This window comes from Leucobacter sp. cx-42, from assembly GCF_014529985.1.
GTDB lineage: Bacteria > Actinomycetota > Actinomycetes > Actinomycetales > Microbacteriaceae > Leucobacter.
The window spans coordinates 26,180-51,873 of record NZ_JACVMU010000004.1 but is presented as its reverse complement, the minus strand read 5'-3'; the positions used below and the strand labels follow the sequence as shown (position 1 = coordinate 51,873).

Below are 25,694 nucleotides of genomic sequence, written 5' to 3'. Positions count from 1 at the left end.
CGGCGGAGTATGAGGACATGACTGAAACTCGAGGTGTCCCGGCCCACGCCGATGTCGAAGAGCGCCACTCGGCGGTCTTGTGCGCAACGTTCCGCCTGAGCTCAACGCACCCGATGGTGCTTGACGGGCGTGACGTTGCCAGTGCTGTCCGTGAACTGGATGATGTGGTCGAGAGCTTCGCAAACGAGGGCGTCGCGCTGCGTGGTTGGTACGACGTGAGCGGGCTGCGGAATGACGCTGACCTCATGGTCGTGTTGCACGGCGCCGCGGTCGAAGACCTGCAGTGGGGTCTGCGTCAGATTCGCCGTACCGGGCTCATCCGGCCGTTGATCCGCAGTTGGAGCACGGTTGGCCTCGCTAACGAGGGAGAAGCGTTCGACAGCGAGCCGCTGCAGTGGCTGTCGGTCTCACCCGCTTCGCCTGGGCTCCTGGACTTCTCGGCATTCGCCGAGTTCCTTGATTTGCCCGGGTTCGACGAGGACGATGCGCTCCTCCTTGAGGAAGCCATCGACGAGTTGGACGGCGATGATGATGAACTCGAAACTCTCGATGGTGACATCGTGGTGCACCAGTTTGCAGGATACGGTCTTGGTGACTTCCCCTGGCTCCTCGCGATCGAAGCCGAGCGGCTCGAAGATCTTTCCGGGGTTGTCGGGGAGCTGATCGCCGACAGCGATGGCCTCCTGCTTGAGTCACCTCGCGTGACCGGACGCCTCCTTGAAACCGCAGAAATCATCGAGGTACTGCAGTAGCGCACCCGCTGAGACACTTATCCACACGCCTCGTTTTTCTGGGCGCGGATCAGCTGCCCACCGCCCCACAATCGGTGCATGACTGATGCTCCCCGGTTCCTGATACTTCTGCGCGAACTTGCGCTCGATCTGCTCGCTGTAGTGTGGCCGACTGCGTGTGCTGGGTGCGGGCGCGCGGATCGAGAACTGTGCGACCCCTGCGCCCGTGAGGTGCGTGTCTGCACCGTTGGTAGGGGAGAGGTTGCGGGGCGTTGGCTCACACTCTCATGCGGCGAGTACGCGGGGGTCGTGCGTGACCTGCTTGTGCGATTCAAACACGGTGGTGAGTATGGGCTGCACCGTGCGCTGGGGGACCGGCTGGCCGTTGGTCTCGCGGAGGCGCTGACACTTGTTTCCGAGGAGAGGCAGCACCGCCAAGCAGTAGCGAACATGCGCGGCAACTTGAACGACCACGGCAGTCCTGCTGGTGCTCTGGCAGCGCCACTGATTGTCCCGGTGCCGTCGCGCCGGTCGCGTGTGCGCAGCCGCGGCTACGCACACATGACGGTTCTCGCGCAGCGCGCGCTGCGCCGCACGCGACGGAGCAGCCAAGCGCATGGCCAAACTGGAGAGGACGCACTCCGCGCCGTCGTGTACTCCGGGCTCGTCGCCACCCGCGGCAGAAGCGGCCAGGTGGGTCTGTCATCGCGAGACCGCATGCGAAACGCGCGGCGTGTGCGTGTACCTGCTCGCTGCGAGCGAATATTACGCGGTCGACAGGTCATCTTGATCGACGACATTGTGACGACTGGAGCCACAATTTCAGCTGCTGCCGAGGCATTAATTGGCGTTGGCGCACAGGTGACTTGTGTTTTAGCTATGTGTCGAGCTGAGAGAAATGACAGTGTCGAAAATTAGGGGTGGATTAACTCAAAGTGAACCGAGTAAGGTTCGGGTAAGGCGTTACGGTGCGTCAAACCGAGGCACCCGCCTGAGCTATCACAGGAGGTCACCATGGACGTGCACATCCGAGGCAAGAACGTTGGCGTCACCGATCGTTTCGAGGAATATGTGAACTCGAAAGCGGAGAAGGTTGCCGGTCTGCTTCCGAAAGCGCAGGCGTTTGAAGTTACCGTGTCACGGCTCAGCGACCGAAGCCCCAAGCAGGGCGATCGCGTCGAGGTGACGCTCGTTGGCCCCGGTCCTGTCATTCGTTCTGAAGCAACCGGTGGCGACAAGTACTCGGCCTTCGACATTGCGTACGCGAAGGTGCTCGAGCGCATCCGTCGACTGAAGGACCGCCAGGCTGACCGTCGTGGTCGCGGCCGCCTCTCGCTCGGTGATGCAGCCGCAGCAGACTTCGCAGGCGTCGGTGTGACCCCCGCGTCGGCTGAGGTCATTGACGCAGTCGCTACGGGAGCAGTCCCCGTCGTCGCAACGGAAGAAGACGAGGCATACTCGCCCGTCGTCATCCGTTCGAAGGAGTTCCCCGCTGAGCAGCTGTCGGTCGATGCAGCAGTTGACCAGATGGAGCTCGTCGGTCACGACTTCTTCCTCTTCATTGAAGAGACCTCGGGCAAGCCCTCAGTGGTCTACCGCCGTAAGGGATGGAACTACGGCGTAATCGCACTCAGTGATGACGAGTAAGTAGATGAGTCAGTAACCGAGCGGGGTGGCGGATCAAGGATCCGCCACCCCGCTCGCCCTGTTTGGGGCCGCACGTAAATGTGTCGTGGAAATCTGAAGAATCAGTACAGCTTTCTCAGCTGCTTGCAACGCCCCTGGTTGCTAAGCTGAGATGAGTTGTCACATTTTGGCAACGACGGTGCCGTGTAAAGGCGGATCATCGCTATTACCGTACAGGAGACACACGTGGCGACAGTTTTCGAGAAGATGCTTCGGATGGGCGAAGGTCGTGTGCTGAAGAAGCTTCAGCGTCAGGCCAAGCTCATCAACGATCTCGAATCCGGCATTCAGGAACTCACTGATGAGGAGCTGAAGAGCGAAACGGCCGAGTTCCGTGCCCGCCTTGAGGCTGGCGCGACCCTTGACGACCTGCTTCCCGAAGCGTTCGCTGTCGTGCGTGAGGCTGCGCGCCGCACGCTCGGTCTGCGTCACTTCGATGTGCAGCTCATCGGTGGCGCGAACCTGCACCTCGGCAACATCTCGGAGATGAAGACCGGTGAGGGTAAGACCCTCGTCGCGACCCTGCCCGCATACCTCAACGCTCTGACGGGCAAGGGTGTGCACATCATCACCGTCAATGACTACCTTGCGAGCTACCAGAGCGACCTCATGGGTCGTGTCTTCCGTGCACTCGGTATGACCACCGGCTGCATCGTCTCGGGCCAGGACCCGGCAGAACGCCGCGAGCAGTACAACGCAGACATCACCTACGGCACGAACAACGAGTTCGGCTTCGATTACCTGCGTGACAACATGGCGAGCACCGCTGGCGAGCGCGTACAGCGCGGCCACAACTTCGTCATCATCGATGAGGTCGACTCGATCCTGATTGATGAGGCGCGTACGCCGCTCATCATCTCGGGCCCCTCGTCGGGCGAAGGCAACCGCTGGTTCGCCGAGTTCGCTCGCATCGTCAAGACGCTCGAGCCAGGCGTCGACTACGAGGTCGACGAGAAGAAGCGCACCGTTGGTGTGCTTGAGCCCGGCATTGAAAAGGTTGAGGACTACCTCGGTATTACCAACCTGTACGAATCGGTGAACACCCCGCTGATCTCGTTCCTCAACAACTCGATCAAGGCGCGCGCGCTCTTTACCCGCGACAAGGACTACGTTGTGCTGAACGGCGAAGTACTCATCGTTGACGAGCACACCGGCCGTATTCTTGCCGGTCGCCGCTACAACGAGGGCATGCACCAGGCCATCGAGGCGAAGGAAGGCGTGCAGGTCAAGGCTGAGAACCAGATGCTCGCCACCGTGACCCTGCAGAACTACTTCCGCCTGTACGAGAAGATCTCGGGCATGACCGGTACCGCAGAGACCGAGGCCGGCGAATTCATGTCGACCTACAAGCTCGGCGTCGTTCCCATTCCGACCAACCGCACGATGCAGCGCAAGGACCAGCCTGACTTCGTCTTCAAGTCAGAAGAGGCAAAGTACGCGGCTGCTGTCGCTGACATTGCTGAACGTCACAAGGCTGGACAGCCCGTACTCGTCGGTACCACCAGCGTCGAGAAGAGTGAGTACATCTCGCGTCTGCTCGCAAAGGCTGGCGTTCGCCACGAGGTCCTCAACGCGAAGAACCACGCACGCGAGGCGTCGATCATCGCGCAGGCAGGCCGCCTCGGCGGCGTCACCGTCGCAACCAACATGGCTGGCCGCGGTACCGACATCATGCTCGGCGGTAACGCTGAGTTCCTCGCAGTCCAGGAGATGACCGCACGCGGCTTCTCAACCGACGAAGATCCCGAGGCATACGAAGACGCCTGGGACGACGTCTTTGCAGCGGTCAAGACCGCCGTCGCCGAAGAAGCAGAGAAGGTCATCGCGACCGGTGGTCTTTACGTCCTTGGTACCGAACGTCACGAGTCGCGCCGTATCGACAACCAGCTTCGCGGTCGTTCAGGCCGTCAGGGTGACCCCGGTGAGAGCCGCTTCTACCTGTCGCTCGCTGATGACCTCATGCGCATGTTCAACTCGGGCGCAGCAGCTGCCCTCATGGGCCGCGATGGCTTCCCCGACGATCTCGCGATCGAGTCGAAGGTTGTTTCACGCGCAATTCAGAGCGCGCAGAGCCAGGTTGAGGCTCGTAACGCCGAGATCCGCAAGAACGTCCTCAAGTACGATGACGTCCTCGACCGCCAGCGTAAGTCGATCTACGGCGACCGCGCACAGATCCTTGACGGCGAAGACATCGCTCAGCGCGTCGCGCAGTTCCGCAAGCAGACCATCGACGCGATCGTCGATACCCACGGCGCTGACGGCAACTGGGACTTCGATGCGCTCTGGAACGACCTGAAGCAGCTGTACCCGATCGGCATCACCGCCGACGAGGTGCTTGCTGAGGCTGGTGGATCCGCGTCCCGTATCGACCGCGATTTCCTGAGCCGTGAGATTAACTCCGACGCAGACGTCGCATACAGCAAGCGCGAAGAGCAGCTTGGCAGCGAAGCAACTCGTGAATTCGAGCGTCGCGTCGTGCTCACCACCATTGATCGTCGCTGGCGTGACCACCTCTACGAGATGGAATACCTCAAGGAGGGCATTGGCCTCCGTGCGATGGCACAGCGTGATCCACTGGTCGAGTACCAGCGCGAGGGCTACTCGATGTTCGAAGGCATGATGGGTCAGATCAAGGAAGAAGCAACCGGCTTGCTCTTCAACCTTGAGGTTCAGGTTCGTCCCGCAACCGAGGCTCACGACCATGTGCATCTCTCGGGTGGCGGTCTCGATGAGAACACTGCTCCCGATGCGTCGAAGCTGAGCTACAGCGCTCCCACCGAAGACGGTGAAGCGAAGGTGAGCGGTGCGGGTGCTCCCGCCGAGAAGCCCCAGGCCGGTGGCCGCGGTGCATTCGGTCAGAACACCGGTGACGCAAACCGTGCACAGCGTCGCGCAAACAAGAAGAAGTAACGACTACCCACGTAACCCGTAACTGTGGCCGCCATTTTGGCGGCCACAGGGAGAAAAGATATGTCTGATACCCAGAAGAAGCTCACGAAGAATGAGCGTCGTGAGCAGGCGCGCGAGCAGGCACGCCAGGCGCGTGCTGCTGAGAAGCGTCGTGAGAAGCGTTCGCGCTTGTACATCCAGGGCGGCGTCGTTCTCGGCATTATCGCGATCATCGCAGTTGTTGGCATTGTGATCTCGACCAGCATGAAGCCTGCTGGCCCCGGCCCCGCCAACATGGCGACCGGTGGCATCATCTTCGGCAAGGATCTCGAGGTCGTCAAGAGCAAGGCGATGCAGGATCCGACCTCGGAGCGCAAGGCGCCCAAGGTCAACCGCGATGAGCTCCCCATCGACATGACGATCTTCGTCGACTACATGTGCCCCGCATGTGGCGCATTCGAAGGTCAGTATGGCTCGATGATTGAGCAGTACGTTGGCAGCGGCGATGTGCAGTTGCAGGTCTACCCTGTGACCTTCCTTGACCCGCAGTCGAGCGGCACCCGTTACTCCACGCGCGCAGCAAACATGGTTGGCTGTGTCGTTGAAGAGCAGCCCGAGTTTGCCTTTAAGCTGCACAACACTCTCCTGAGTGAAGATGTCCAGCCTGAAGAGGGTACGACCGGTCTGACTGATCAGGAACTCCTCGACGTGGCAAAGAGCGTCGGTGTGGAAGCTACGAGCGAGCTGAAGAGCTGCATGAAGGAACAGCGTTTCCGCGGGTTCTTCGATGCGAACTACAGCACGCTGAGCGATAATGGCGTTCCCGGCCTCGCTGAGGGCGCACTGCTCGTTGCAGATCCCAACACCGGTGCACTGCAGCCCGAGGGCAAGCAGGCGCTCATCAGCACCCCCACCGTCATTGTGAACGGTCAGCAGTGGGTGTCGAACCGCGATGGCGATCTCGAGCAGTACATCCTGAAGCTCAAGAGCGAAATTGAGCAGCAGGCCGCTACGAATGAGACAGCGACCGCCGAATAGCACTATGCTGTCAGAGGGCGGTCAGTGATCGCCCTCTGCACGCCGCCTTAGCTCATCTGGTAGAGCAGCGCCCTTGTAAAGCGCAGGTGGTCGGTTCGAGTCCGACAGGCGGCTCCAACGAAACCCCCACTTCGGTGGGGGTTTCGGTGTTTCTGGGGTGGCTTGGCTCGGCTTGGCCCGGGTCTTCAATATGCAATCGAGCCTAAATATGGCGAATTCGGCCTCAAACAACATATTGATGGCCGATTACATAGCTACGGCACATCCCATGTGAGGGGTCCAGCGCCGCAACGTCGACGCGCTACGCTGAATGCATGACCAACAGCGCAACACCAGCACGACGATCCTCGCGAACGCCGGTGTGGGCTGCCCTGCTACTGTCGGGCTTCGCGGGCATGCTGGTGGCCACGCAGTCGCGCATGAATGGCCAGCTGAGCGTCGAACTCGGCAACGGCTACGTTGCGGCCGCGCTCTCGTTCACGATCGGTCTCGTGCTGGTTTCGGTGATTGTGGTGTGCTCGCCGAAGGGGCGCCGCGGCATTGGGCTCGTGCGCAAGGAGATTACGACCGGCAGACTTCCTGTCTGGGCGCTCTTTGGCGGGCTCGGTGGCGCGCTCTTCGTGCTGGGTCAGGGCACCATCACACCGATTGTTGGCGTCGCGCTCTACACGATCGGTATCGTGGCTGGCCAGGTCATCGGTGGGCTCGTGCTCGATACGACCGGCCTCGGCCCAGGCGGCCGGATGCAGACCTCGCCGACCCGACTCACGGGCGCCGTACTGGTGATTATCGCGGTCGCGATTACCGCATTTGTCGACGTGCACGACTGGCTGGGGTTGCTGTGGCTGGTGCTGCCGGTGCTCTTCGGCGCTGCAGTGTCGATGCAGTCGGTGGCGAATGGGCTGGTGCGATCCGCCGCCCAGAGCGCGTTGACTGCGACGTTCGGCAACTTCATCGTTGGCGCTTCGACGCTCTGCGTTGCGGCGCTGGTCTCGGTACTGCTGAACGGGCTTCCCGAGAGCCTGCCTGCGACGCCGTGGCTGTACTTTGGCGGACCGATCGGCGTCCTCTTCATCGCCATCGCGGCCGCGCTCGTGCGCACCGCGGGCGTGCTCATGTTGAGCATGTCGAACGTTGCCGGCCAGCTGGTGGCTGCGGTCGCGTTCGAGGTGTTCTTGCCACTCTCGGCGGGTGTGACGGTGTCGCTCCTGTGTGGCGCCGCGATCGCGCTGCTCGGTGTGGTCATTGCCGCACTGCCGAGCAAGCGCGCCGCGGGTTAGCCACAGCGCACACCACGCACCACGCAGCGTTACAGGGCGGTCAGTACGCGGTTGAGATCGAGCGCGCGTCGGAACTTCGGCCGGTCTTCATCCGCCGGAATACCACCGATGTAGAGCCAGCCGAGCAGATACTCCTCTGGCGCGAGTCGATGCGCGCGGTGCACGGGCGCGGATCGGGTATGCGGTCCGCTCCGCCAGATCGAGCCCCAGCCCGCCTCGTGGAGTGCGAGGCCGAGCAGGTGCGCGGCACCTGACGCAGCAGCTTCCTGCTCCCAGAGCGGCGCCTTGGGATGCGTGCGCGGACTCACCACGATCGCGAGCACGAGCGAGGCCCGCTGTGCCTTCGACAAGAACTTTGCGGTGCTCTTGAACTCCGCATCGGGGGAGAGGGGGGTGGTGCGAGCCTCAGCCGCTGCCTCCGCGAGTGCGAATCCGAGCGCCTCGCGGGCGTCGCCACGCAGCTCGATGAAACGCCACGGACGGAGCGTTGCGTGATCCGCCACCGATGCCAGTGGCTCGATGAGCGCCTGCAGCTCCGCGGTCGTGGGTGCCTGCGGCGTGACCTTTGAATGCGATCGGCGGGCGCGGATCGCGGCAAGCGCCGGCGCGCTTTCGGTTGGGACTTCGGGAGACTGTGCGGGGGTCACTCCGCCTCCGGGGTGAACGAAAGCGAAACAGAGTTCATGCAGTATCGGTCGCCGGTCGGGGTGCCGAAACCATCGGGGAAGACGTGGCCGAGGTGCGAGCCGCAGTTGGCGCAGCGAACCTCGGTGCGGACCATGCCGAGCGAGCGATCCTCAAGCAGTTCGACAGCACCCTCGCGGATGCTCTCGTAGAAACTCGGCCAGCCACAGCCCGAGTCAAACTTGGTTCCTGCAAGGAACAGCTCGTTACCGCAGGCGCGGCAGGTGTACAGGCCCGCGCGCTCTTCGTCGAGCAGCTCGCCCGTCCACGCGCGCTCGGTGCCGCCCTGGCGAAGCACCTCAAACTCGGCCGCCGAGAGCTGGCTGCGCCACTCTTCGCCAGTGCGCTGCAGCGGGTAGTCGGCAGATTCGATTGGCTTGCTCATGTGATTTCCTCCCCGTAGTAATGCATTCAGTGTAGGCGAGAGATGCCAGTCCCTGCCTCACGGATTGTCTCAAATTAGTGTGCGAACTTGCATCATCAGATGATATTCGTCAGACTAATAGATGGTTCAAGTGAGTAAGGGTAGCCTAACCACCCTCTGATCTTGAAAATCATCAGTCTCTAGCAGGGAGTTTCTTGCGCATGTTTGCCCGTTTGAAAGCGCGTGGTGCGGTCGCCGCGGTGCTTGTTTCAGCCTTGGTGGCCGGAGGTGCGTTCGTTGGTGGCGGAGCAGCCTACGCAGCCGAACCTGAGCCCACCGCAGTCAGTGAAGCTCCTGCTGCAAGCACTGAGGAATCGGCTCCCGCTGTAGAGGCCGAGACGGCTCCCGCGGCTGGCGAAACTTCGTCGCCCGAGGTGACCGAGGGTGACGCGCAGAACGAGTCGGCGGATCAGGGCAGCGACGCAGCCCCCGTCGAAGAGACCCCTGCAGCGGTTGAAGAGGCTCCCGCGGCTGAGGTCGTGGAAGACGCTCCCGCAGAGGGCAAGGCTGTCACTGCTGATAAGCCCGCAGCAAAGACCGCTGCGCGCGCTGCGAAGGCTGCGCTTCCCGAGTCGCTCGAGCCCGTTCGTGCCAATGGTGGTCAGCTGACCTGGAACTTCAAGGACAGCTGGGTTGGCTACCTGCTTGGAAGCGGCGGCCAGGTCAATGCTTACGGCGGAGCGACCGCTGGCGCTATGGGCCGCGTGAGCTTCCCTGAGGCTGCGTCGACCACGTACAACCCCAAGACCGGTACTGGTGTGATCAACTACACCGGTGGTGTTGAGTGGAACCACCCGGAGCATGGCTTTGCCATTGCGATGCAGAACCCACAGGTAACTGTGGCTGCTGACGGCTCCGCGGTGTTGAAGGCCGAAATGAGCACCTCGAACACGAGCAGCGCGAGCGATGTTGCTCTCGCTGACATTGCAACGCTCCCCGCGCTTGGTGCTGCGACTGAGGCTAATGAGCTTCGCACCTGGACCGATGTTGCAACGACTTTTGCAGCTCAGCTTCCTATCGATAACTTCAGCGGTTACGCCGGTCAGGCTGCTTCGACAATTAAGCTGTCAACTTCGACCGCTGCCGTTCCCGAGAAGGTTTGGACTCCTGAGATTCAGGTGTTCCTGAACGGTGGTTCGAAGCCTCTTGCTGGTGGCGAGAAGGTTTACAAGGATGATGTTCTGACGATCAAGGGCACTGGTTTTGATCCTGAGTCGAACAAAGTGACTGCTGCTGACAGCTACATGCCGCAGGGTGTGTCGACTGGTCACTACGTTGTGTTCAGCAAGTTTGGTACTGAGTGGAAGCCTTCGGCTGGTGCTGAGAACACGACTCGTCCGCGTGGTCCGCAGAAGTGGGCTATGACGAAGTCTTCGCTGGACATGCTTGCGCCGGGTATGCAGGCGGCAGTGAAGAGGGACTGGGCTGAGATCAATGTGGATGGCACCTGGGAGACTCAGCTGAAGCTTGCTGATACCGGTGCTGGTGCTGCTGTTGCTGACGGTAGCTATGGTGTTTACACCTATGGTGCTGGTGGCATGGATAGCGCGAGCCAGGAGCTTGAGCTCCTGCTTGATTTCGATAAGGACAACACCCGACCTGTTTGGACTCCTGAGATTCAGGTGTTCCTGAACGGTGGTTCGAAGCCTCTTGCTGGTGGCGAGAAGGTTTACAAGGATGATGTTCTGACGATCAAGGGCACTGGTTTTGATCCTGAGTCGAACAAGGTGACTGCTGCTGACAGCTACATGCCGCAGGGTGTGTCGACTGGTCACTACGTTGTGTTCAGCAAGTTTGGTACTGAGTGGAAGCCTTCGGCTGGTGCTGAGAACACGACTCGTCCGCGTGGTCCGCAGAAGTGGGCTATGACGAAGTCTTCGCTGGACATGCTTGCGCCGGGTATGCAGGCGGCAGTGAAGAGGGACTGGGCTGAGATCAATGTGGATGGCACCTGGGAGACTCAGCTGAAGCTTGCTGATACCGGTGCTGGTGCTGCTGTTGCTGACGGTAGCTATGGTGTTTACACCTATGGTGCTGGTGGCATGGATAACGCGAGCCAGGAGCTTGAGCTCCTGCTTGATTTCGATAAGGACAACACCCGACCTGTTTGGACTCCTGAGATTCAGGTGTTCCTGAAGGGTTCGGATGAGCCTCTCGCGAAGAACGCAAAGGTTTACAAGGATGATGTTCTGACGATCAAGGGCACTGGTTTTGATCCTGAGTCGAACAAAGTGACTGCTGCTGACAGCTACATGCCGCAGGGTGTGTCGACTGGTCACTACGTTGTGTTCAGCAAGTTTGGTACTGAGTGGAAGCCTTCGGCTGGTGCTGAGAACACGACTCGTCCGCGTGGTCCGCAGAAGTGGGCTATGACGAAGTCTTCGCTGGACATGCTTGCGCCGGGTATGCAGGCGGCAGTGAAGAGGGACTGGGCTGAGATCAATGTGGATGGCACCTGGGAGACTCAGCTGAAGCTTGCTGATACCGGTGCTGGTGCTGCTGTTGCTGACGGTAGCTATGGTGTTTACACCTATGGTGCTGGTGGCATGGATAGCGCGAGCCAGGAGCTTGAGCTCCTGCTTGATTACGACAACGACAACACCCGCCCGAAGGAGTGGACTCCTGAGATTCAGGTGTTCCTGAAGGGTTCGGATGAGCCTCTCGCGAAGAACGCAAAGGTTTACAAGGACGATGTTCTTGTGATCAAGGGCACTGGTTTTGATCCTGAGTCGAACAAGGTGACTGAGGGTTCTGGTAGCCACCTGCCCGTGGGTGTCTCGACCGGCCACTATGTAGTGTTCAGCAAGTTCGCTAATGACTGGAAGCCTTCGACTGGTGCTGAGAGCACGAGTCGTCCGGGTGGTCCTCAGAAGTGGGCGATGACGCAGGCTTCGCTGGACAAGCTTTCGGCAGGTATGCAGGCGGGCGTGAAGAAGGCTTGGTCTGAGATCCATGAGGATGGAACTTGGGAGACTGAGTTGACGCTTGCTGATACCGGTGCTGGTGCTGCGGTTCTGGATGGTAACTACGGTGTGTACACCTATGGTGCTGGAAAGATGGACAATGCGAGCCAGGAGCTGTCGTTGTTCCTTGATTACGACAACGACAACACCCGCCCCGCTCCAGTAATGGGCAAGCCGAAGTTCGAGGTCTACAAGGCTGACGGAACGACGCTTCTCAAAGATGAAGAAGTCTATGAGGGTGACAAGCTTGTCATCAAGGGCAGCGGATTCGACCCTTACGCCAACAGAGTAGGACTTCCTGCTGGTCCGATTCCTAATGGCAGCCCGCAGGGAACGTTCCTTGTGTTCGGTGAATTCGCCGACAAATGGCAGCCTTCGCAGGGAGCCAACTCCTCAACTCGTCTCATGAACAAGGAAAGCCGAAAGTGGCTTCTCGCTCAGGACACGTTTAATAACGAGGTTCCTGACAAGCACAAGGAAGAGATCGGATCTCAGCTCGTAATTCTTGATCCGGTCACCGGAAGCTTCACTGCTGAGATCACGCTGAAGGCGCCTGCAACATCGCTTGATGGGGGCAACTACGGCATCTACACCTATGCAGGTGGCGTAGGGTCGGTCAACGCCGAGCAGGAGCTTGGCACGCTGATTAACTTCAAGGCTGAAAAGCCTGTGGAGCCGGAACCCGAGCCCGAACCTGAGCCCGAAGCCGGTGCTCTGCAGTGGGGAATCAAGAGTTCTTTCGTTAACTACATCAAGTACGGCGCAGGCGACGGCAGCGTCACTGGTTCGGCGACCAACGACAAGAACAACATGTTCAACTTTGTCCAGCAGAAGGGTGGAAGCTGGAACGCAGACGACCTGACTGGTGAAATTCGCTATTCGGGCACGGTGAAGCTCGCTGCTCATAGGGACGACGAAACTGGCGTTTACGCGCTCTCGATGGCATTCAAGAATCCCGTGATTACGGTCAAGGATGCTTCTACCGCAGTAATGTCATTCATCACTACGGATGCAAATGGCAAGGTTGAAGAGATTCCCGTCGTAGATATCGCTCTTCCTGCGAAGGAGATCGCTGAAGACGGCTCTATTACCTGGAAGGACGCTAAGACTTCGCTCCGCGCGGAGGCTGTAGCTCTGTTCGGACAGTACAAGGCCGGCCAGGAAATGGATCCTGTTACCTTCACCGTTGGATCGTCTTCTGAGGTCGTTGACCCTGAAGAGCCCGGTGACGGCGATGGTGAGAACCCGGGAACCGGTGGCGAAGAAAAGCCCGAACCCGAGAAGCCTGGCACCGGTGAGACTGGTAAGAAGGCATCCGGCTCGCTCCAGTGGGGCGTCAAGGAGAGCTTCTACGACTACATCAAGGGCGGCGGAACCATCGCTACCGACGGCAAGCTCGTAAAGGAAAAGAACAAGATCTTCTCCTTCCCGCAGCAGACCGGCGGCAAGTGGAACGAAAAGAAGTCCACGGGCGAGGCTCGTTACGCTGGCTACGTCCAGTTCACCGCACACGGTGGCGTACTGAACCTGCTCTTCCAGAACCCGACGATCACTGTGACGAGTGACACTAAGGCAATGCTCTCGGTCGAGACCTGGAACAAGAAGGGCAAGATCACGCGTGCGAATGTTGCTGACATCACCCTTCCCAAGCCTGTAAAGGGCAAGAACGGTGAAATTACCTGGACTGATGCAAAGACCGTGGTTAACGCCGATGGTGCTGCAGTATTCGCTGGCTACTACAAGGCTGGGCAGGTTCTTGACCCCGTAACCTTCACCGTTGGTAAGGCAAAGGACGTCAAGCCGACGAACCCGACCAAGCCCACCAAGCCTGAAACCAAGCCCGTCGAGAAGCCCAAGCCCGTCGTGGTTCCCCAGGGCAACTCGAAGCAGCCTGGTTCGCTGACCTGGGGTGTCTCGAGCGGATTCGCTGGCTACACCACCGGCAAGATCGCCAAGGGTGCAGTCACCTCTGAGGGCGTCGGCCGCAGCGGCGGAGCGTACGTCTTCCCGCAGGCATCGAGCAACTGGAACACCGCGTCGCAGACCGGTACCGTACAGTTCTCGGGCGTCGTGACCTTCACTGGTCACAACGGTGCAATGGTTGAGAGCTTCAGCAACCCCGTCATCACGGTGAACAGCGCAAGCTCGGCAACCATGAACGCTGGCGGTCGTACCTTCACGCTCGACCTCGGTTCGGCAAGCAAGGTTGTCGGCTCGAACGGTGAAGTTACCTGGAGCGGTGTCCCCGTTGGTGGCGTCATCTCGGGTGGCGGATCAGCCGGCGGTGGCAGCGGTGCAGGTTCGTTCTCGGCCGATCCGCTCTCATTCACGGTTGGTGCGGCAAACGGAACGAGCTACGGTTCGACCGAGCAGACCGCACCTTCGACCAAGCGCACTGCAGCTGACGCTCCTCCTGCGACGACCGGCATCACGCTGATCACCGACAAGAAGAAGCTCGTCGCTGGCGCAGAGGTTGAGTTCGAGGCGAGCGGCTTCGAGCCCAACGAGCGCGACATCCTCGTCGTGGTCTACTCCGATCCGATCGTCCTCGACGATGCGGCAGGCGCAGACGAAAACGGTGTGGTTCGCTGGATCGGTAACCTCCCCAAGGATCTGAAGCCCGGCGAGCACACGCTCACCCTCCAGGGCAGCAAGAACGCTGGCGTCAAGATCACCGTTCTCAGCAAGGAAGAGGCGAAGAAGGCCAAAGCCACGGCAGACAACGAGATCGTGACTGCACAGTCAGCCGCGGTCGAGAGGGCAGCCGCGGGCGACCTCGCAGCGACCGGCAGCATGCTGTGGCTCTGGTGGACTGCAGCGATCCTCCTGCTGATCCTCGCAGTGGTGGGTGCGGCACTCGTCGTGCGTCAGCGCCGAACGATCGAATAACACCACATACAGCCTGGGGCCTGCTCGCGACAACGTGAGCAGGCCCCAACTGTTCGATACGATTTGTGTGACCGTCTGGAAGGACTCATCCTGATGAACAACAAGCCCAACACTCTGCGCCGTGCGACCGCGACCGGCACCAAGCTGGCAGTCGCCGCGGCGATTGCTGCAGGCGCGCTCGCAACCCCCGCAATGGCGACCGCGACCCCGCTGTCGGCTCACGAGGGTCATGAGGCAAGCGCCGCAACCACGTGCACCGTCGAATCCTCGAACCTGCACTGGGGTGTGAAGTCACGCTTCCGCGCGTACATCAGTGGCACCATCGCCAACGGCGAATGGACCGTCAGCGATGACATGAAGTACGAGACCCCCGACTTCATCTGGGACAAGTCCGTTGGCGCATTCCCCAGCGACTTTACTGACGGTCTCATCAGCTTCACCGGTGCCGTGCACTTCACCGGTCACGAAGGCGCACTCCAGTTCGATCTCGCTGACCCCGTCATCGAGTTCGACGGCGAAGAAGCTGCCTACCTCGCACTGAAGATCGGCGCGACCGACAGCGGCGACGCAAGCGCGGTACAGACGACCTCGATGCGCGTTGCCAAGATGGACCTCACGACCGCGCTGTCGACCGAGGGAACCGAGCTCAAGATTGACGGCGCGATTCCCCGCCTCACCGCCGAGGGCGCAGCGGCGTTCAACGGTGAGTACGGCTCGTACGTCGCAGGCGAAGAACTCGACCCCATCAACCTCACCGCAACCGTCTCCGGCTGTGAGCTCGGCTCGCACGTGGCCGAAGCTGCGCCTGAAGAGCCCACGACGACCGGTGACAACGCCGAGGTTGCAGAGCCCGCAGCTGCCGAGCAGCAGATCCCCTGGATCCCCATCACCATCGGCGGCATCGCGCTCGTCGTCATCGGTGTGACCGGCGGCATGCTCCTCGGTGGCCGCAAGAAGCAGGCAACCGAGGCACCCGCATCGTCGGAGACGCCTGCAGAGTAACCTCTGACCGCACAAAAAGGCGGCCGGACCCAGAGATGGGTCGGCCGCCTTTTTGCGTGTAAGGGGCGGATCGCGGCTGCTCGGAACAGAGCGGCGCTGATCCGCCCCCTACAAATCAACCGCGATGCGGAAGGACGATGCCCTTACCGGTCACGGGATGGGGAATAACCTCAACCGGGGTTTCGTACACGTCAGTGAGGATCTCGGGCGTGAGAATCGCTTCAGGAGCGTCACAGGCCACGATCTTGCCCTTGCGAAGCAGCGCAATGCGGTCGGAGTACGCGGCGGCGAGGTTCAAATCGTGCAGCACGACGATCACCGCGTCACCCGCCTCGGCGCGTGCGCGAGCAAGGCTCAGCACGGCCTCCTGATGCTTGAGATCGAGAGCCGCGGTTGGCTCATCGAGCATGAGCATGCCAGAACGGCCAGCAATCACGCGCGCAAACGCGGTACGTGCGCGCTCGCCACCTGACAGCGACGGCACCCGCCGGCTGCCAAGGTGCGCGATATCTGCGGCCTTGATGCCCTCGGCGATGGCCTCGTTGTCTTCGTCTTCACGGTTGGTTCGGCGCCACGGCGCACGACCCATCTCGACCACCTGGTGGACGGTGAAGGGGAAGAGGAGCTGATTGTCCTGCAGGAGGACTCCGCGGCGACGTGAGAGGTCGAGCAGCGACCACTCAGAGATCTTCTTGCCGTGGAACTTGACTGCGCCCTCATCAGGATCGAGGTCGCCAGACATGAGGCTCAACAGCGTGGACTTGCCAGCGCCGTTCGGGCCGAGGAGCGAGAGTACCTCGCCGGCGCGCAGCTCGATGTTGACATCGTCGAGCAGGTGACGACCGCCACGAATGAGTGAGACGCCCTCGGTTGCGCAGATGATCTCGCCAGCGGGCACGGCCTCTGGGAGAGCGATGTGACGGCCGGCCATTATCCCCACCCTCCGTTCCGCTTGCGCGTTCGTCGCAGGAGCCAGAAGAAGAAGGGACCACCGACGATGGCGGTAAGGAGGCCGATGGGAAGTTCTGCCATGGGCACGATGGTGCGTGCTGCGAGATCCGCCACCGTCATCAGCAGTGCGCCACCGAGCGCCGAAGCGGTCACGAGAGGTAGATGTGCCGGGCCGATGAGACCGCGCATAAAGTGCGGAACCACGAGGCCAACGAACGAAATGATGCCGGCGAACGCGACCGATGCGCCAACGAGCAGCGACACCACGAAAATCATGAGGATACGGAGCAACTCAACGTTGACGCCGAGGTGACGAGCGTTGCGCTCACCCAGGGCGAGGAGGTCGAGTTTGCGCGCAGAGAAATAGGCCGCGAGCATGCCGACGAGAATGATCGGCGTGATGACGAGCACCTGCGACCAGCGGCTGCCCTGGAAGCTGCCGAGCTGCCAGAACACGATCTGCTCACGCGACTGGGTATCACCCAGGAAGGTGAGGAGTGCGATGCCTGCGCCGCCAATAGCGTTGACAGCGATACCGGTGAGGACGAGCGTGACGACCTCCGTGCGGCCATCAGCGCGGCTCATGGCGTAGACGGTGAACGTTGCAGCGAGACCCGCAAGGAACGCAAGGATTGCCGTCGTCCACTCACCGAAGATGGTGAGGCCAAAGACGATCGAGAGGCCAGCGCCAACAGCGGCGCCTGAGGAGATACCGATGACACCGGGCTCAGCGAGCGGGTTGCCGAAGATCGCCTGCATGATGAGACCAGAAACCGAAAGGCCGATACCCACGAGCATGGCCATCGCGATGCGCGGGAAACGAATGCCCCACAGCGTCGCGTCGCCAGCGGGATGGGTCGGCATCGGGAGGATGTCGATGCCGATCTTATGCAGAAGCGAGCCAAGCACTTCAGACGGCGGGATCGCCAGCTGACCCGTGCCTGCAGAGATGAGTACCGCCGCGATGAGCCCTACCGTCAGCAGGGTGAAGAGTGTGGTGGTACGCAGCGAATGACGCGACACAGCTGTGCTGTCGGACGGCTTTTTTGGCACGAACGTCGCTTTCTAAACTGAGCGGATTGGCTGCAAGGGAGCCGATGTCAACAGAAACTCCAGGGGAATTCTCACTTCATCATATCTTCTAAAGGTTAGGCTTGCTGAGTTGCCTTTCGGAAGGGGATCATGTCCACCACAACCGCTGTTCGTCGACGTTTTACCGGGTCACTCGCGATCGTCGCTGCGCTGACCCTTGGGCTCACCGGCTGCCAGGTCGGCACCGAGGCCGGGACGACCGATGCGACCGTGCGTGAGCAGATTGACCTCCCACCGATCAGTGAACTGACACCGGTGGCGGATCCCACGAGCTACGTCGGGCCCACGAACGTTGTGGTGTCCGGCCCCGTCCTCGAGCCGATCTCCGATACCCCGGAGCCGCAGCTGCCCGTGACCGTGGTCTCGAAGGACCGTGGTGGCGATAAGGAAGTGACGGTCACTGACGATTCGCGGATCATCGCGCTGTCGCAGACCGGCGAGATTGCTGAGATCGTGTACACCTTTGGTCTCGGCGACAAGATGGTCGGTCGTGACGTCTCGACTGATTTCCCCGGCTCGGAGGACCTCCCACTCGTGACCAAGGGCGGACACGAGATCGACGCCGAGACGATCATGAGCCTGAACCCGACCGTCATTCTCACCGACGGCTCGATTGGCCCGCTCGACGTGCTGCTCCAGCTGCGCGATCTCGGTGTCCCCGTCGTGATGGTGGATCGCGCAGTCGATCCGGAGACCTCGTTCAATGCCTCGAAGCAGATTGCCGCTGCGCTCGGTATTCCTTCTGTCGCTGAAGAAGTAAACGCACAGCTCGCTGCGGATATCGCGGCGAAGGAAGCTGAAATTGAGCAGCTCGTTCCCGCTGATGAGTCGAAGCGACCCCGGGTGGCGTTCCTGTATGTACGTGGCACCGCTGGCATCTACTACCTCTTCGGTGAGGGCTCTGGCGCTGACTCGCTCATCAACTCGGTTGACGCGCTCGATGTCGCGCAAGAGGTTGGCCTGAAGGGTGAAAAGCCCATGACCGACGAGGCGCTCGTGGCGCTCGATCCCGATGTCATCCTGGTGATGACCAAGGGTCTTGAAAGCGCCAACGGTGTTGACGGCCTGATCAAGGCCCAGCCAAGCATTGCGCAGACCACGGCAGGGAAGAACAACCGCATCGTCGATATCGACGACACCCAGATGTTCTCCTACACCCAGCGCGCCAACGTCATTGATGGCCTTGCTCGCGCACTGTACGCTCCCGATTCACTCGCGGGCCTTGGCGGCAATAAGTAGCACGCGCTCGGCTGCAATCTTGCAGACGAGCAATGTACGCTGAATGCAAGCGACGGGTGTCCCCGTTCGTGTGAACCATGCGATAGGGGAGTCAGTGCCAAGCAACACCGAGGAGAAGCAGGCGACGACGCGTGTACGCCAGGAATATCCGGCTGACCGCTTCGACGCTGTTGAACACTCCGGTCGTGTTGGTGCTCACCGCGTGAACCCGCGCCCCCGCTTCGTCTGGCAGACGCTGATCGCGTGTGTGCTCGGCGTCGCGATTCTCACGACCGCTGGCGTGCTGTGGCTCACGCTCGGAACGGGTGCCACGAGCACCGCACTGCAGGGTGCGAAAGAAGCGACCGGATCTTCGCAGCAGGTGGCAGGCAAGCTCGATCCTGAGGCAACCATCACGATTCTCGAGGGCACCGCGAATGATGGCGCGCTTGCTGCAGCCGTTGACGTTGCGATCCGCACCGAGGGTCTGGGGGCCGTCGTTGGCGCGATCACCGCTGATACGAATGACATTAAGATTTCCGCTGTCTTCTACACAGACCCCGCTGACGAAGCAGCCGCAATCGGTCTGGGTAAGGAATTGGGCGGTATTGCTGCCTACCAGAACGAGGCATACGCAGAGTACGACGCGCGTCTCGTTGTGTTGCTCGGCGCAGACTACAAGGGACCCGGTTCGGATACCGTGCCGCCTATTGCTGGCGCTGCAGCAGACGCCTCGGCTGAGCCTGCGGCCTAGCCCGAGTCGGCATCGACTCTGGAGCCAGCTCCGCAAGGCTGGTTGTTCGCTGCCCGCGAGCGAGATTTCTTGCACTCGGCAGGTTCGAGTGCCAGAATTGGAGTTAGCAGTCGAATCGACTGAGTGCTAGAAGTGAGCGCGGGTACCCCCTGCGCCACGGGTTATCCACGAACGTCCAGGAGGGCGAACACATGGCAAAGATGATTGCGTTTGATGAGGAAGCACGTCGCGGACTCGAGCGTGGCCTGAACACGCTCGCTGATGCTGTCAAGGTGACGCTTGGCCCGCGCGGCCGCAACGTTGTTCTTGAGAAGAAGTGGGGCGCTCCCACCATCACCAACGATGGCGTTTCGATCGCTCGTGAGATCGAGCTCGACGAGCCCTTCGAGAAGATCGGTGCTGAGCTCGTCAAGGAGGTCGCTAAGAAGACCGACGACGTCGCAGGCGACGGCACCACCACCGCTACCGTTCTCGCACAGGCAATCGTCCGCGAGGGCCTCCGCAACGTAGCGGCTGGCAGCGATCCCATCGCTATCAAGCGCGGCATCGAGAAGGCTGTTGCAGCTGTCTCGGCTCAGCTCCTCGCTAACGCACAGGAGATCGAGACCACCGACCAGATCGCAGCAACCGCTTCGATCTCGGCAGCTGACGAGCAGATCGGCGCGCTGATCGCTGAGGCTATCGACAAGGTCGGCAAGGAAGGTGTCGTCACCGTTGAGGAGTCGAACACCTTCGGTACCGAGCTCGAGCTCACCGAGGGCATGCGCTTCGACAAGGGCTACCTCTCGGCATACTTCGTCACCGACGCAGATCGCCAGGAAGTTGTCTTCGAGGAGCCTTACATCCTCGTCGTCAACAGCAAGGTCTCGAACATCAAGGACCTCCTCCCCGTCGTCGATCCCGTCATCCAGTCGGGCAAGCAGCTCCTCATCATTGCTGAGGACGTCGAGGGCGAAGCACTCGCTACCCTCGTGCTCAACAAGATCCGTGGCATCTTCAAGTCGGCAGCTGTAAAGGCTCCTGGCTTCGGCGATCGCCGCAAGGCAATGCTCCAGGACATCGCGATCCTCACCGGCGGCCAGGTCATCTCGGAAGAGGTTGGCCTCAAGCTCGAGAACACCACCCTCGACATGCTCGGCACCGCTCGCAAGGTCATCATCACCAAGGACGAGACCACCATCGTTCAGGGTGGCGGCGAAGAGGACGCAATCCAGGGTCGCGTACAGCAGATCCGTCGCGAGATCGAGAACACCGACAGCGACTACGATCGCGAGAAGCTCCAGGAGCGCCTCGCAAAGCTCGCAGGCGGCGTTGCAGTCATCAAGGCTGGCGCAGCTACCGAGGTTGAGCTCAAGGAGCGCAAGCACCGCATTGAGGACGCAGTCCGCAACGCAAAGGCAGCAGTCGAAGAGGGCGTTCTCCCCGGCGGCGGCGTCGCACTGATCCAGGCTGGCAAGGAAGCATTCGCTACCCTCGAGCTCAAGGGTGCAGAGGCTGTTGGCGCGAAGATCGTTCAGACCGCTATCGAGGCTCCCCTCCGCCAGATCGCTCTCAACGCAGGCCTCGAGCCCGGCGTTGTTGCTGATCGCGTAGCCAACCTCCCCAACGGTCACGGCCTCAACGCTGCAACCGGCGAGTACGGCAACCTCATCGAGCAGGGCATCCTTGACCCCGCAAAGGTGACCCGTTCGGCTCTGCAGAACGCAGCTTCGATCGCTGGCCTCTTCCTCACCACCGAGGCAGTTGTTGCAGACAAGCCCGAGCCCGCAGGTGCAGCAGTAGCTGATCCCACCGGTGGCATGGACTTCTAAGTCTGAGACACTTCTGGCGGGGGTCGCACCGATTGGTGCGGCCCCCGCTTTTGTGTAGGCGCCCGCCCCTCGCACCGGGGCCTGCATCACAGGCCATCCACACGCACAAAGCGGCACAGCAAAGCACACCGCAGTGCATCCCTATTGCACGCCTCCGTGCCACCTGACCCGCTCCGCGAGTGACAAGAACCAAAGCGCAGATCACGTCACCGCTGTGCACAGGCGTAGCCCATGGCTAGCGTGGATGGACCGAACCAGGACAAACTACGCATCGGACGGGCGCTCATGAAACGTGTAATTACAACAATTGGTTACTTCGTGGTTGGCGTGATGCTCGGTGGAGCGATCCTCACAGTCATTTGCATCGGAGGAAGCCTCATCGCGATTGCAGATATCCCGGGCACGACAAATGAATTACACGTTCCTGGAATCCTCAGGGGCGTGGGCGACGGCGCGCACGGAACCAGAGAGCAGCCGTTCTTCTCCTTCGAACCAAACTTCATTGGCATGGGTGTCTTCATCGTTGTCGTCGCAGGTCTCTACACGCTGTGCCAGCTGAGGCGTAATGAACCGCACCTTCCCACAGACCGGCCATTGAACTTGACTGACGCCGCGCACTCTGAGCTGCCTGGCGAAGACGAGTCCAGCACCGCTAAACGGGCCCGTTCACACGAAAAGGGGAGTTATTCACGTGAATAACTCCCCTTTTCGGCAACAACGCCTCTTCTTGCGAGGTTGAGCGAGAGCCAGGAGCGCAGGAGTTCCGAGATCCAGGAGCGCAGCAACTTGGAGTTCGGAACCCGGAAGCGGACCTACCGCTTGATCGACCCGATCGGCACGGTGTCCTGCGACACGGGCGAGAGCGGCAGTTCCACGTGGAACGTGGCGCCACCACCTGGCGTCTCGCGCGCATCGACCTTGCCGCCGTGCGCTTCAACGATGGACTTGACGATCGCGAGGCCGAGGCCTGAGCCGCCGGTCTCCCGGTTGCGCGAGGTGTCTGCGCGCCAGAATCGGCCGAAGATCTTCTCGCGAATCTGCTCGGGGATGCCCTCGCCGTGGTCCACGATTTCGAAGCACGCCACCGGTGCAGCGCCCTCGGGCACCTCCGGCGTCGAAATGACAATTTCGATGGGGCTGCCGTCGGGGGTGTGACGCATGGCGTTACCGATGAGGTTGGTCATGAGCTGGCGCACACGGTGCTCGTCGCCGAGCACGTACGGGTCTGTCGGGTCCTCTACGACGGTCACCGCGCGATCGGGAGCCTGAGCCCCAGCATCGAGTGCTGCGTCGTGCGCAAACTGGTTGAGCGGCAGCGCAGCGAGTTCGAGCGGGCGCCGCTCATCGAGACGGGCGAGCGCGAGCAGGTCCTCGACGAGCGAGGTCATGCGAATGGCTTCCTTCTCGATGCGGTCCATCGCCTGGGCGATCTGCTCGTCGGTCTGCAGGGCACCCATGCGGTACAGCTCTGCGTACCCGCGCACCGATACGAGCGGCGTGCGCAGCTCGTGGCCAGCGTCACCGACGAAACGGCGCATGCGGAGAATCGTGTGCTCTTTGTCTTCGATGAAGCCATCGAGTCTGTCGAGCATGGTGTTGAGCGATTCGCCGAGATGGCCTACTTCGGTGTGCGGGCTCGTCACCATGATGCGCTTGGAGTAGTCGCCGCGCGAGATCTCGAGTGCGGTCTGTTCAACCTCTGCGAGCGGCAGGAAGGTCGTCGTAACGAGCACCCGAGTGAGGGCAGCGCCGAGCAGAATGACCGCGATGCCGAAGCACGTGAAGATCATCACATATTGGGCGACCATCTGGTTGATGGCCGTCGTCGAGGCGGCGATCAAAAGCGCGCCACCGGGTTCCTGATCGAAGTAGATCGGGATGGTGACCGCGCGCCAGTGGGTGCCGTCGATTGCTTCGAGTTCGAAGAGGTCGGTGGCGTGATCGACCACCCAGGAGATGTCGAGCTCAGCAGGGACGAGCGGCAGGTGTTTGCCGTCGACGTCGCGACTGTTGTTGTATCGGACGGTGCCATCGGTGTTCAGCAAGGCCGTGTAGTAGCGGCCGTCAGCGAAGATGACGTCGTTCTGGGTGAGCTGTTTCAGGTCGGCGCCTGTTGCGAGGGCCGCCGTTGGGTCCAGCCGAAGCTGGTTCAGCGTTGCGGTTTGGCTGCTAAGCAGCATCGGGCGGAGCACCCCGAGGGTGCCCACGCCCGCCACGATGAGGCCGAGGAAGAGAATGAAGACCGTAACGCCGGTGATCTTCGTTCGCAGTGAAACATCGGCCCAGCGTTCGCTGAACGTACGAAGAGGATGCAATTACTTCGCTTCCGCCTTGAGCATGTAACCGAAGCCACGCTTGGTCTGGATGAGGGACTCATCGGTGAGCGGATCAAGCTTGCGTCGCAGGTACGAGACGTACGACTCAACGATGCCAGCATCGCCATTGAAGTCGTACTCCCAGACATGGTCGAGAATCTGCGCCTTCGACAGCACGCGGTTGGCGTTCTGCATGAGGTAGCGCAGCAGCTTGAACTCGGTGGGGGAGAGCTCGACGGGGGTACCGCCGACGGAGACCTCGTGGGTGTCCTGGTCCATCGAGATGGGGCCGACCTCGAGCATCGACTCTTCGTCGTCCTGGATGGTGCGGCGAAGCACCGCGTTGATACGCGCGATGATCTCGTCCAAGCTGAAAGGCTTGGTGACGTAGTCGTCGCCGCCAACGTTCAGGCCTTCGACCTTGTCTTCGGTGTCGTCCTTCGCGGTGAGGAAGATGATGGGGGCGGTGTAGCCCGCCGACCGAAGACGCTTGGTGACGCTGAAGCCGTTCATGTCGGGGAGCATCACGTCGAGCACGATGAGATCGGGCTCTTCTTCAAGAACTGCAGAAATGGTTTGGGCGCCGTTGCCGACCGCTCGGACACCGAATCCAGCGAAGCGGAGGCTCGTGCTGAGCAACTCGCGGATGCTGGGCTCGTCATCGACGATAAGGATACGGGGGCCCTTGTGCTGAGTAGTCATGATTTCAGTCTCTGACAATTTGCTATGAGGTTGCTGGAAGTCTGTGACACCCTACAGAGGTTGCCGGATGCCTGTGACACTTTGCACAAGACATCCGGCAACCTCTGGAACGGGTGGATCGCTTAGTTGCCGGTCACCCAGCCAGCCCAAGCGGTCGACATCGCGTCGTAGTTCTCGACCCAGAAATCGATGTTCGACACCTTGCCGGTTTCGAAGCGGGTGCTTGCGAGCCAATCCGAGAGGAGCGGATCGACATCGGGCTTCGCATCAACGTTGACGGGCGACATGGAGTTGAGCTCGGTCATTGCGGCCTGCTGATCCGCGCCAAGGTAGTAGTTGATTGCCGCGTGGGAGGCAGCAACATCTTTGGCACCCTTCGGAATCGCGGTGGAGTCGATCGCGACAAGCCACTCGTCCCAGACCGGGGCGATGGGGGCGCCGGCTTCTGCTGCGCCGTAGCCGCGACCTGACCAGACGAAGCCCATCACGGCCTCGCCTGACTCGAGCTGCTGCTGCGCCTGTGCGCCCGTGGTCCAACCGATCATGTCGTCGCCGAGGTCGCGGTACATGTCGAGTGCCTGGTCGATGTGCTCTGGCTTGAGCTCGTTGAGATCGACACCGGCGGCGAGCAGCGGGAACTCGAGGTTCTGCGGGTCAACGTAGGTGGTCTGCGGGACCGCGCGCTTGCCGGGGAACTTCTTGGTGTCGAAGAAGTCGGCCGCGCTCTTGGGTGGATTGTCGCCGAAGACCTCGGTGTTGTACGCGATCACGAAGCCGTACATGACATTGGGGATCATGCACTCATCGGTGAGTGTGCCCTCTGGGAGCTTCGAGGTATCGATGAGCGAGCGGTCGATCTTCTCGTACATGGTGCCGCAACCGCGCGCTGAGTCGACCTGGGTCGTGTCGACGATGTCCCACGACACGTTGCCGCTGTCGACCATCGCCTTGAGCTTGCCGGAGTCGAATGCGTCCATCTGCATGGTGGCGCCGGAGGTCTGGGCGAGTGGCTGCCAGATGGCTTCGTCCTGACCCTCTTGGAAGATGCCGCCCGGGCCGGCGTACGTGAGGGTCGTGCCCTCGAGAATGCCTTCTTTGATCTGGCCGGCGACGGGAGTGCCGAAGTCACGGTCTGCTGCGGGGGCTGCGTCATTGCCGCCACCGGAGCATGCCGTCAGCAGGAGTGCTGCGGCGCCGAGAGATGCGAGGAGACTTGTGGTTCTGATGGGGTTCGTCATTGAACTTCCATTTCTCTGGTGCGAGCG

The 25,694-nt window shown here is 61.1% G+C and carries 20 protein-coding genes and 1 tRNA gene; 13 read left to right on the top strand and 8 right to left on the bottom strand.

Annotated elements, in window-relative coordinates; all coding sequences use genetic code 11:
* Window positions 1-17 precede the first annotated feature (17 nt).
* Window positions 18-752: a chlorite dismutase family protein gene (locus ICM05_RS04540; RefSeq protein ID WP_188023398.1), complete on the top strand. Its 735-nt coding sequence runs from the start codon at window positions 18-20 to the stop codon at window positions 750-752.
* A gap of 264 nt (window positions 753-1,016) precedes the next feature.
* Here ICM05_RS04540 and ICM05_RS12700 read toward each other — a convergent pair whose 3' ends face one another.
* Window positions 1,017-1,205, bottom strand: a complete 189-nt coding sequence (locus ICM05_RS12700) for a hypothetical protein (protein ID WP_251364516.1) — start codon at window positions 1,203-1,205, stop codon at window positions 1,017-1,019.
* On the opposite strand from ICM05_RS12700, the gene ICM05_RS12925 reads away from it, so the two are divergent.
* From ICM05_RS12925 to ICM05_RS04510, 6 genes are all read left to right on the top strand, one after another.
* Complete coding sequence (locus ICM05_RS12925; RefSeq protein WP_353055824.1) at window positions 1,182-1,649, top strand: phosphoribosyltransferase family protein; 468 nt, start codon at window positions 1,182-1,184, stop codon at window positions 1,647-1,649. The two genes, ICM05_RS12700 and ICM05_RS12925, sit on opposite strands and share 24 nt — an antisense overlap.
* Before the next feature lie 96 nt (window positions 1,650-1,745).
* Entirely contained in the window at window positions 1,746-2,378 is a 633-nt protein-coding gene (gene hpf / locus ICM05_RS04530) for a ribosome hibernation-promoting factor, HPF/YfiA family (protein ID WP_188023396.1), read from the top strand.
* 225 nt (window positions 2,379-2,603) lie between these two features.
* Window positions 2,604-5,327, top strand: coding sequence for a preprotein translocase subunit SecA (secA, locus tag ICM05_RS04525; protein ID WP_188023395.1), 2,724 nt, complete (start codon window positions 2,604-2,606; stop codon window positions 5,325-5,327).
* 60 nt (window positions 5,328-5,387) lie between these two features.
* On the top strand, window positions 5,388-6,344 hold the full coding sequence (locus ICM05_RS04520) for a thioredoxin domain-containing protein (RefSeq protein ID WP_188023394.1): 957 nt from the start codon (window positions 5,388-5,390) through the stop codon (window positions 6,342-6,344).
* A 41-nt stretch (window positions 6,345-6,385) separates the two neighbouring features.
* Window positions 6,386-6,461, top strand: a tRNA-Thr gene (locus ICM05_RS04515).
* Window positions 6,462-6,658: 197 nt separating this feature from the next.
* Complete coding sequence (locus ICM05_RS04510; protein WP_188023393.1) at window positions 6,659-7,624, top strand: DMT family transporter; 966 nt, start codon at window positions 6,659-6,661, stop codon at window positions 7,622-7,624.
* A gap of 29 nt (window positions 7,625-7,653) precedes the next feature.
* Here the strand turns inward: ICM05_RS04510 and ICM05_RS04505 are convergent, their stop codons facing one another.
* Both ICM05_RS04505 and msrB read right to left on the bottom strand, forming a co-directional pair.
* Window positions 7,654-8,271: a nitroreductase family protein gene (locus ICM05_RS04505; RefSeq protein ID WP_188023392.1), complete on the bottom strand. Its 618-nt coding sequence runs from the start codon at window positions 8,269-8,271 to the stop codon at window positions 7,654-7,656.
* Complete coding sequence (gene msrB / locus ICM05_RS04500; RefSeq protein ID WP_188023391.1) at window positions 8,268-8,693, bottom strand: peptide-methionine (R)-S-oxide reductase MsrB; 426 nt, start codon at window positions 8,691-8,693, stop codon at window positions 8,268-8,270. Before msrB ends, ICM05_RS04505 begins: the two co-directional genes overlap by 4 nt.
* Before the next feature lie 200 nt (window positions 8,694-8,893).
* Here msrB and ICM05_RS04495 point away from each other — a divergent pair, with 200 nt between their 5' ends.
* Window positions 8,894-14,584: an HtaA domain-containing protein gene (locus tag ICM05_RS04495; RefSeq protein WP_188023390.1), complete on the top strand. Its 5,691-nt coding sequence runs from the start codon at window positions 8,894-8,896 to the stop codon at window positions 14,582-14,584.
* 93 nt (window positions 14,585-14,677) lie between these two features.
* Window positions 14,678-15,586 (top strand): HtaA domain-containing protein, encoded by a 909-nt coding sequence (locus ICM05_RS04490; protein ID WP_251364515.1) that lies wholly within the window; start codon window positions 14,678-14,680, stop codon window positions 15,584-15,586.
* A gap of 115 nt (window positions 15,587-15,701) precedes the next feature.
* On the opposite strand, the gene ICM05_RS04485 is transcribed toward ICM05_RS04490, so the two are convergent.
* Both ICM05_RS04485 and ICM05_RS04480 read right to left on the bottom strand, forming a co-directional pair.
* Entirely contained in the window at window positions 15,702-16,517 is an 816-nt protein-coding gene (locus ICM05_RS04485; RefSeq protein ID WP_215401743.1) for a heme ABC transporter ATP-binding protein, read from the bottom strand.
* The gene (locus ICM05_RS04480; RefSeq protein WP_188023388.1) at window positions 16,517-17,560 is read right to left on the bottom strand and encodes an iron ABC transporter permease; all 1,044 of its coding nucleotides are present in this window, start codon (window positions 17,558-17,560) and stop codon (window positions 16,517-16,519) included. Before ICM05_RS04480 ends, ICM05_RS04485 begins: the two co-directional genes overlap by 1 nt.
* A gap of 159 nt (window positions 17,561-17,719) precedes the next feature.
* On the opposite strand from ICM05_RS04480, the gene ICM05_RS04475 reads away from it, so the two are divergent.
* The 4 genes from ICM05_RS04475 (at window position 17,720) to ICM05_RS04460 (ending at window position 22,111) form a co-directional block, all read left to right on the top strand.
* Window positions 17,720-18,868 (top strand): hemin ABC transporter substrate-binding protein, encoded by a 1,149-nt coding sequence (locus ICM05_RS04475; protein ID WP_188023387.1) that lies wholly within the window; start codon window positions 17,720-17,722, stop codon window positions 18,866-18,868.
* Window positions 18,869-18,962: 94 nt separating this feature from the next.
* On the top strand, window positions 18,963-19,601 hold the full coding sequence (locus ICM05_RS04470) for a LytR C-terminal domain-containing protein (RefSeq protein WP_188023386.1): 639 nt from the start codon (window positions 18,963-18,965) through the stop codon (window positions 19,599-19,601).
* 191 nt (window positions 19,602-19,792) lie between these two features.
* Window positions 19,793-21,412, top strand: a complete 1,620-nt coding sequence (groL, locus tag ICM05_RS04465) for a chaperonin GroEL (RefSeq protein WP_188023385.1) — start codon at window positions 19,793-19,795, stop codon at window positions 21,410-21,412.
* Between the two features lie 231 nt (window positions 21,413-21,643).
* On the top strand, window positions 21,644-22,111 hold the full coding sequence (locus tag ICM05_RS04460) for a hypothetical protein (protein ID WP_188023384.1): 468 nt from the start codon (window positions 21,644-21,646) through the stop codon (window positions 22,109-22,111).
* Window positions 22,112-22,224: 113 nt separating this feature from the next.
* Here the strand turns inward: ICM05_RS04460 and ICM05_RS04455 are convergent, their stop codons facing one another.
* The 3 genes from ICM05_RS04455 to ICM05_RS04445 all read right to left on the bottom strand — a co-directional run bounded on the left by ICM05_RS04455 (window position 22,225) and on the right by ICM05_RS04445 (window position 25,667).
* Complete coding sequence (locus ICM05_RS04455; protein WP_188023383.1) at window positions 22,225-23,727, bottom strand: HAMP domain-containing sensor histidine kinase; 1,503 nt, start codon at window positions 23,725-23,727, stop codon at window positions 22,225-22,227.
* Entirely contained in the window at window positions 23,728-24,429 is a 702-nt protein-coding gene (locus ICM05_RS04450; RefSeq protein ID WP_188023382.1) for a response regulator transcription factor, read from the bottom strand.
* A 122-nt stretch (window positions 24,430-24,551) separates the two neighbouring features.
* Window positions 24,552-25,667 (bottom strand): extracellular solute-binding protein, encoded by a 1,116-nt coding sequence (locus tag ICM05_RS04445; protein WP_188023381.1) that lies wholly within the window; start codon window positions 25,665-25,667, stop codon window positions 24,552-24,554.
* Between the last annotated feature and the right edge of the window lie 27 nt (window positions 25,668-25,694).

Bases quoted from the DNA above. Each gene is read 5' to 3' on its own strand.
- ICM05_RS04540 (WP_188023398.1), top strand. From the start codon at position 18: ATGACTGAAACTCGAGGTGTCCCGGCCCACGCCGATGTCGAAGAGCGC.
- ICM05_RS12925 (WP_353055824.1), top strand. From the start codon at position 1,182: ATGCGCGGCAACTTGAACGACCACGGCAGTCCTGCTGGTGCTCTGGCA.
- hpf (WP_188023396.1), top strand. From the start codon at position 1,746: ATGGACGTGCACATCCGAGGCAAGAACGTTGGCGTCACCGATCGTTTC.
- ICM05_RS04520 (WP_188023394.1), top strand. From the start codon at position 5,388: ATGTCTGATACCCAGAAGAAGCTCACGAAGAATGAGCGTCGTGAGCAG.
- ICM05_RS04510 (WP_188023393.1), top strand. From the start codon at position 6,659: ATGACCAACAGCGCAACACCAGCACGACGATCCTCGCGAACGCCGGTG.
- msrB (WP_188023391.1), bottom strand. From the start codon at position 8,693: ATGAGCAAGCCAATCGAATCTGCCGACTACCCGCTGCAGCGCACTGGC.
- ICM05_RS04495 (WP_188023390.1), top strand. From the start codon at position 8,894: ATGTTTGCCCGTTTGAAAGCGCGTGGTGCGGTCGCCGCGGTGCTTGTT.
- ICM05_RS04490 (WP_251364515.1), top strand. From the start codon at position 14,678: ATGAACAACAAGCCCAACACTCTGCGCCGTGCGACCGCGACCGGCACC.
- ICM05_RS04485 (WP_215401743.1), bottom strand. From the start codon at position 16,517: ATGGCCGGCCGTCACATCGCTCTCCCAGAGGCCGTGCCCGCTGGCGAG.
- ICM05_RS04475 (WP_188023387.1), top strand. From the start codon at position 17,720: ATGTCCACCACAACCGCTGTTCGTCGACGTTTTACCGGGTCACTCGCG.
- groL (WP_188023385.1), top strand. From the start codon at position 19,793: ATGGCAAAGATGATTGCGTTTGATGAGGAAGCACGTCGCGGACTCGAG.
- ICM05_RS04460 (WP_188023384.1), top strand. From the start codon at position 21,644: ATGGCTAGCGTGGATGGACCGAACCAGGACAAACTACGCATCGGACGG.
- ICM05_RS04450 (WP_188023382.1), bottom strand. From the start codon at position 24,429: ATGACTACTCAGCACAAGGGCCCCCGTATCCTTATCGTCGATGACGAG.
- ICM05_RS04445 (WP_188023381.1), bottom strand. From the start codon at position 25,667: ATGACGAACCCCATCAGAACCACAAGTCTCCTCGCATCTCTCGGCGCC.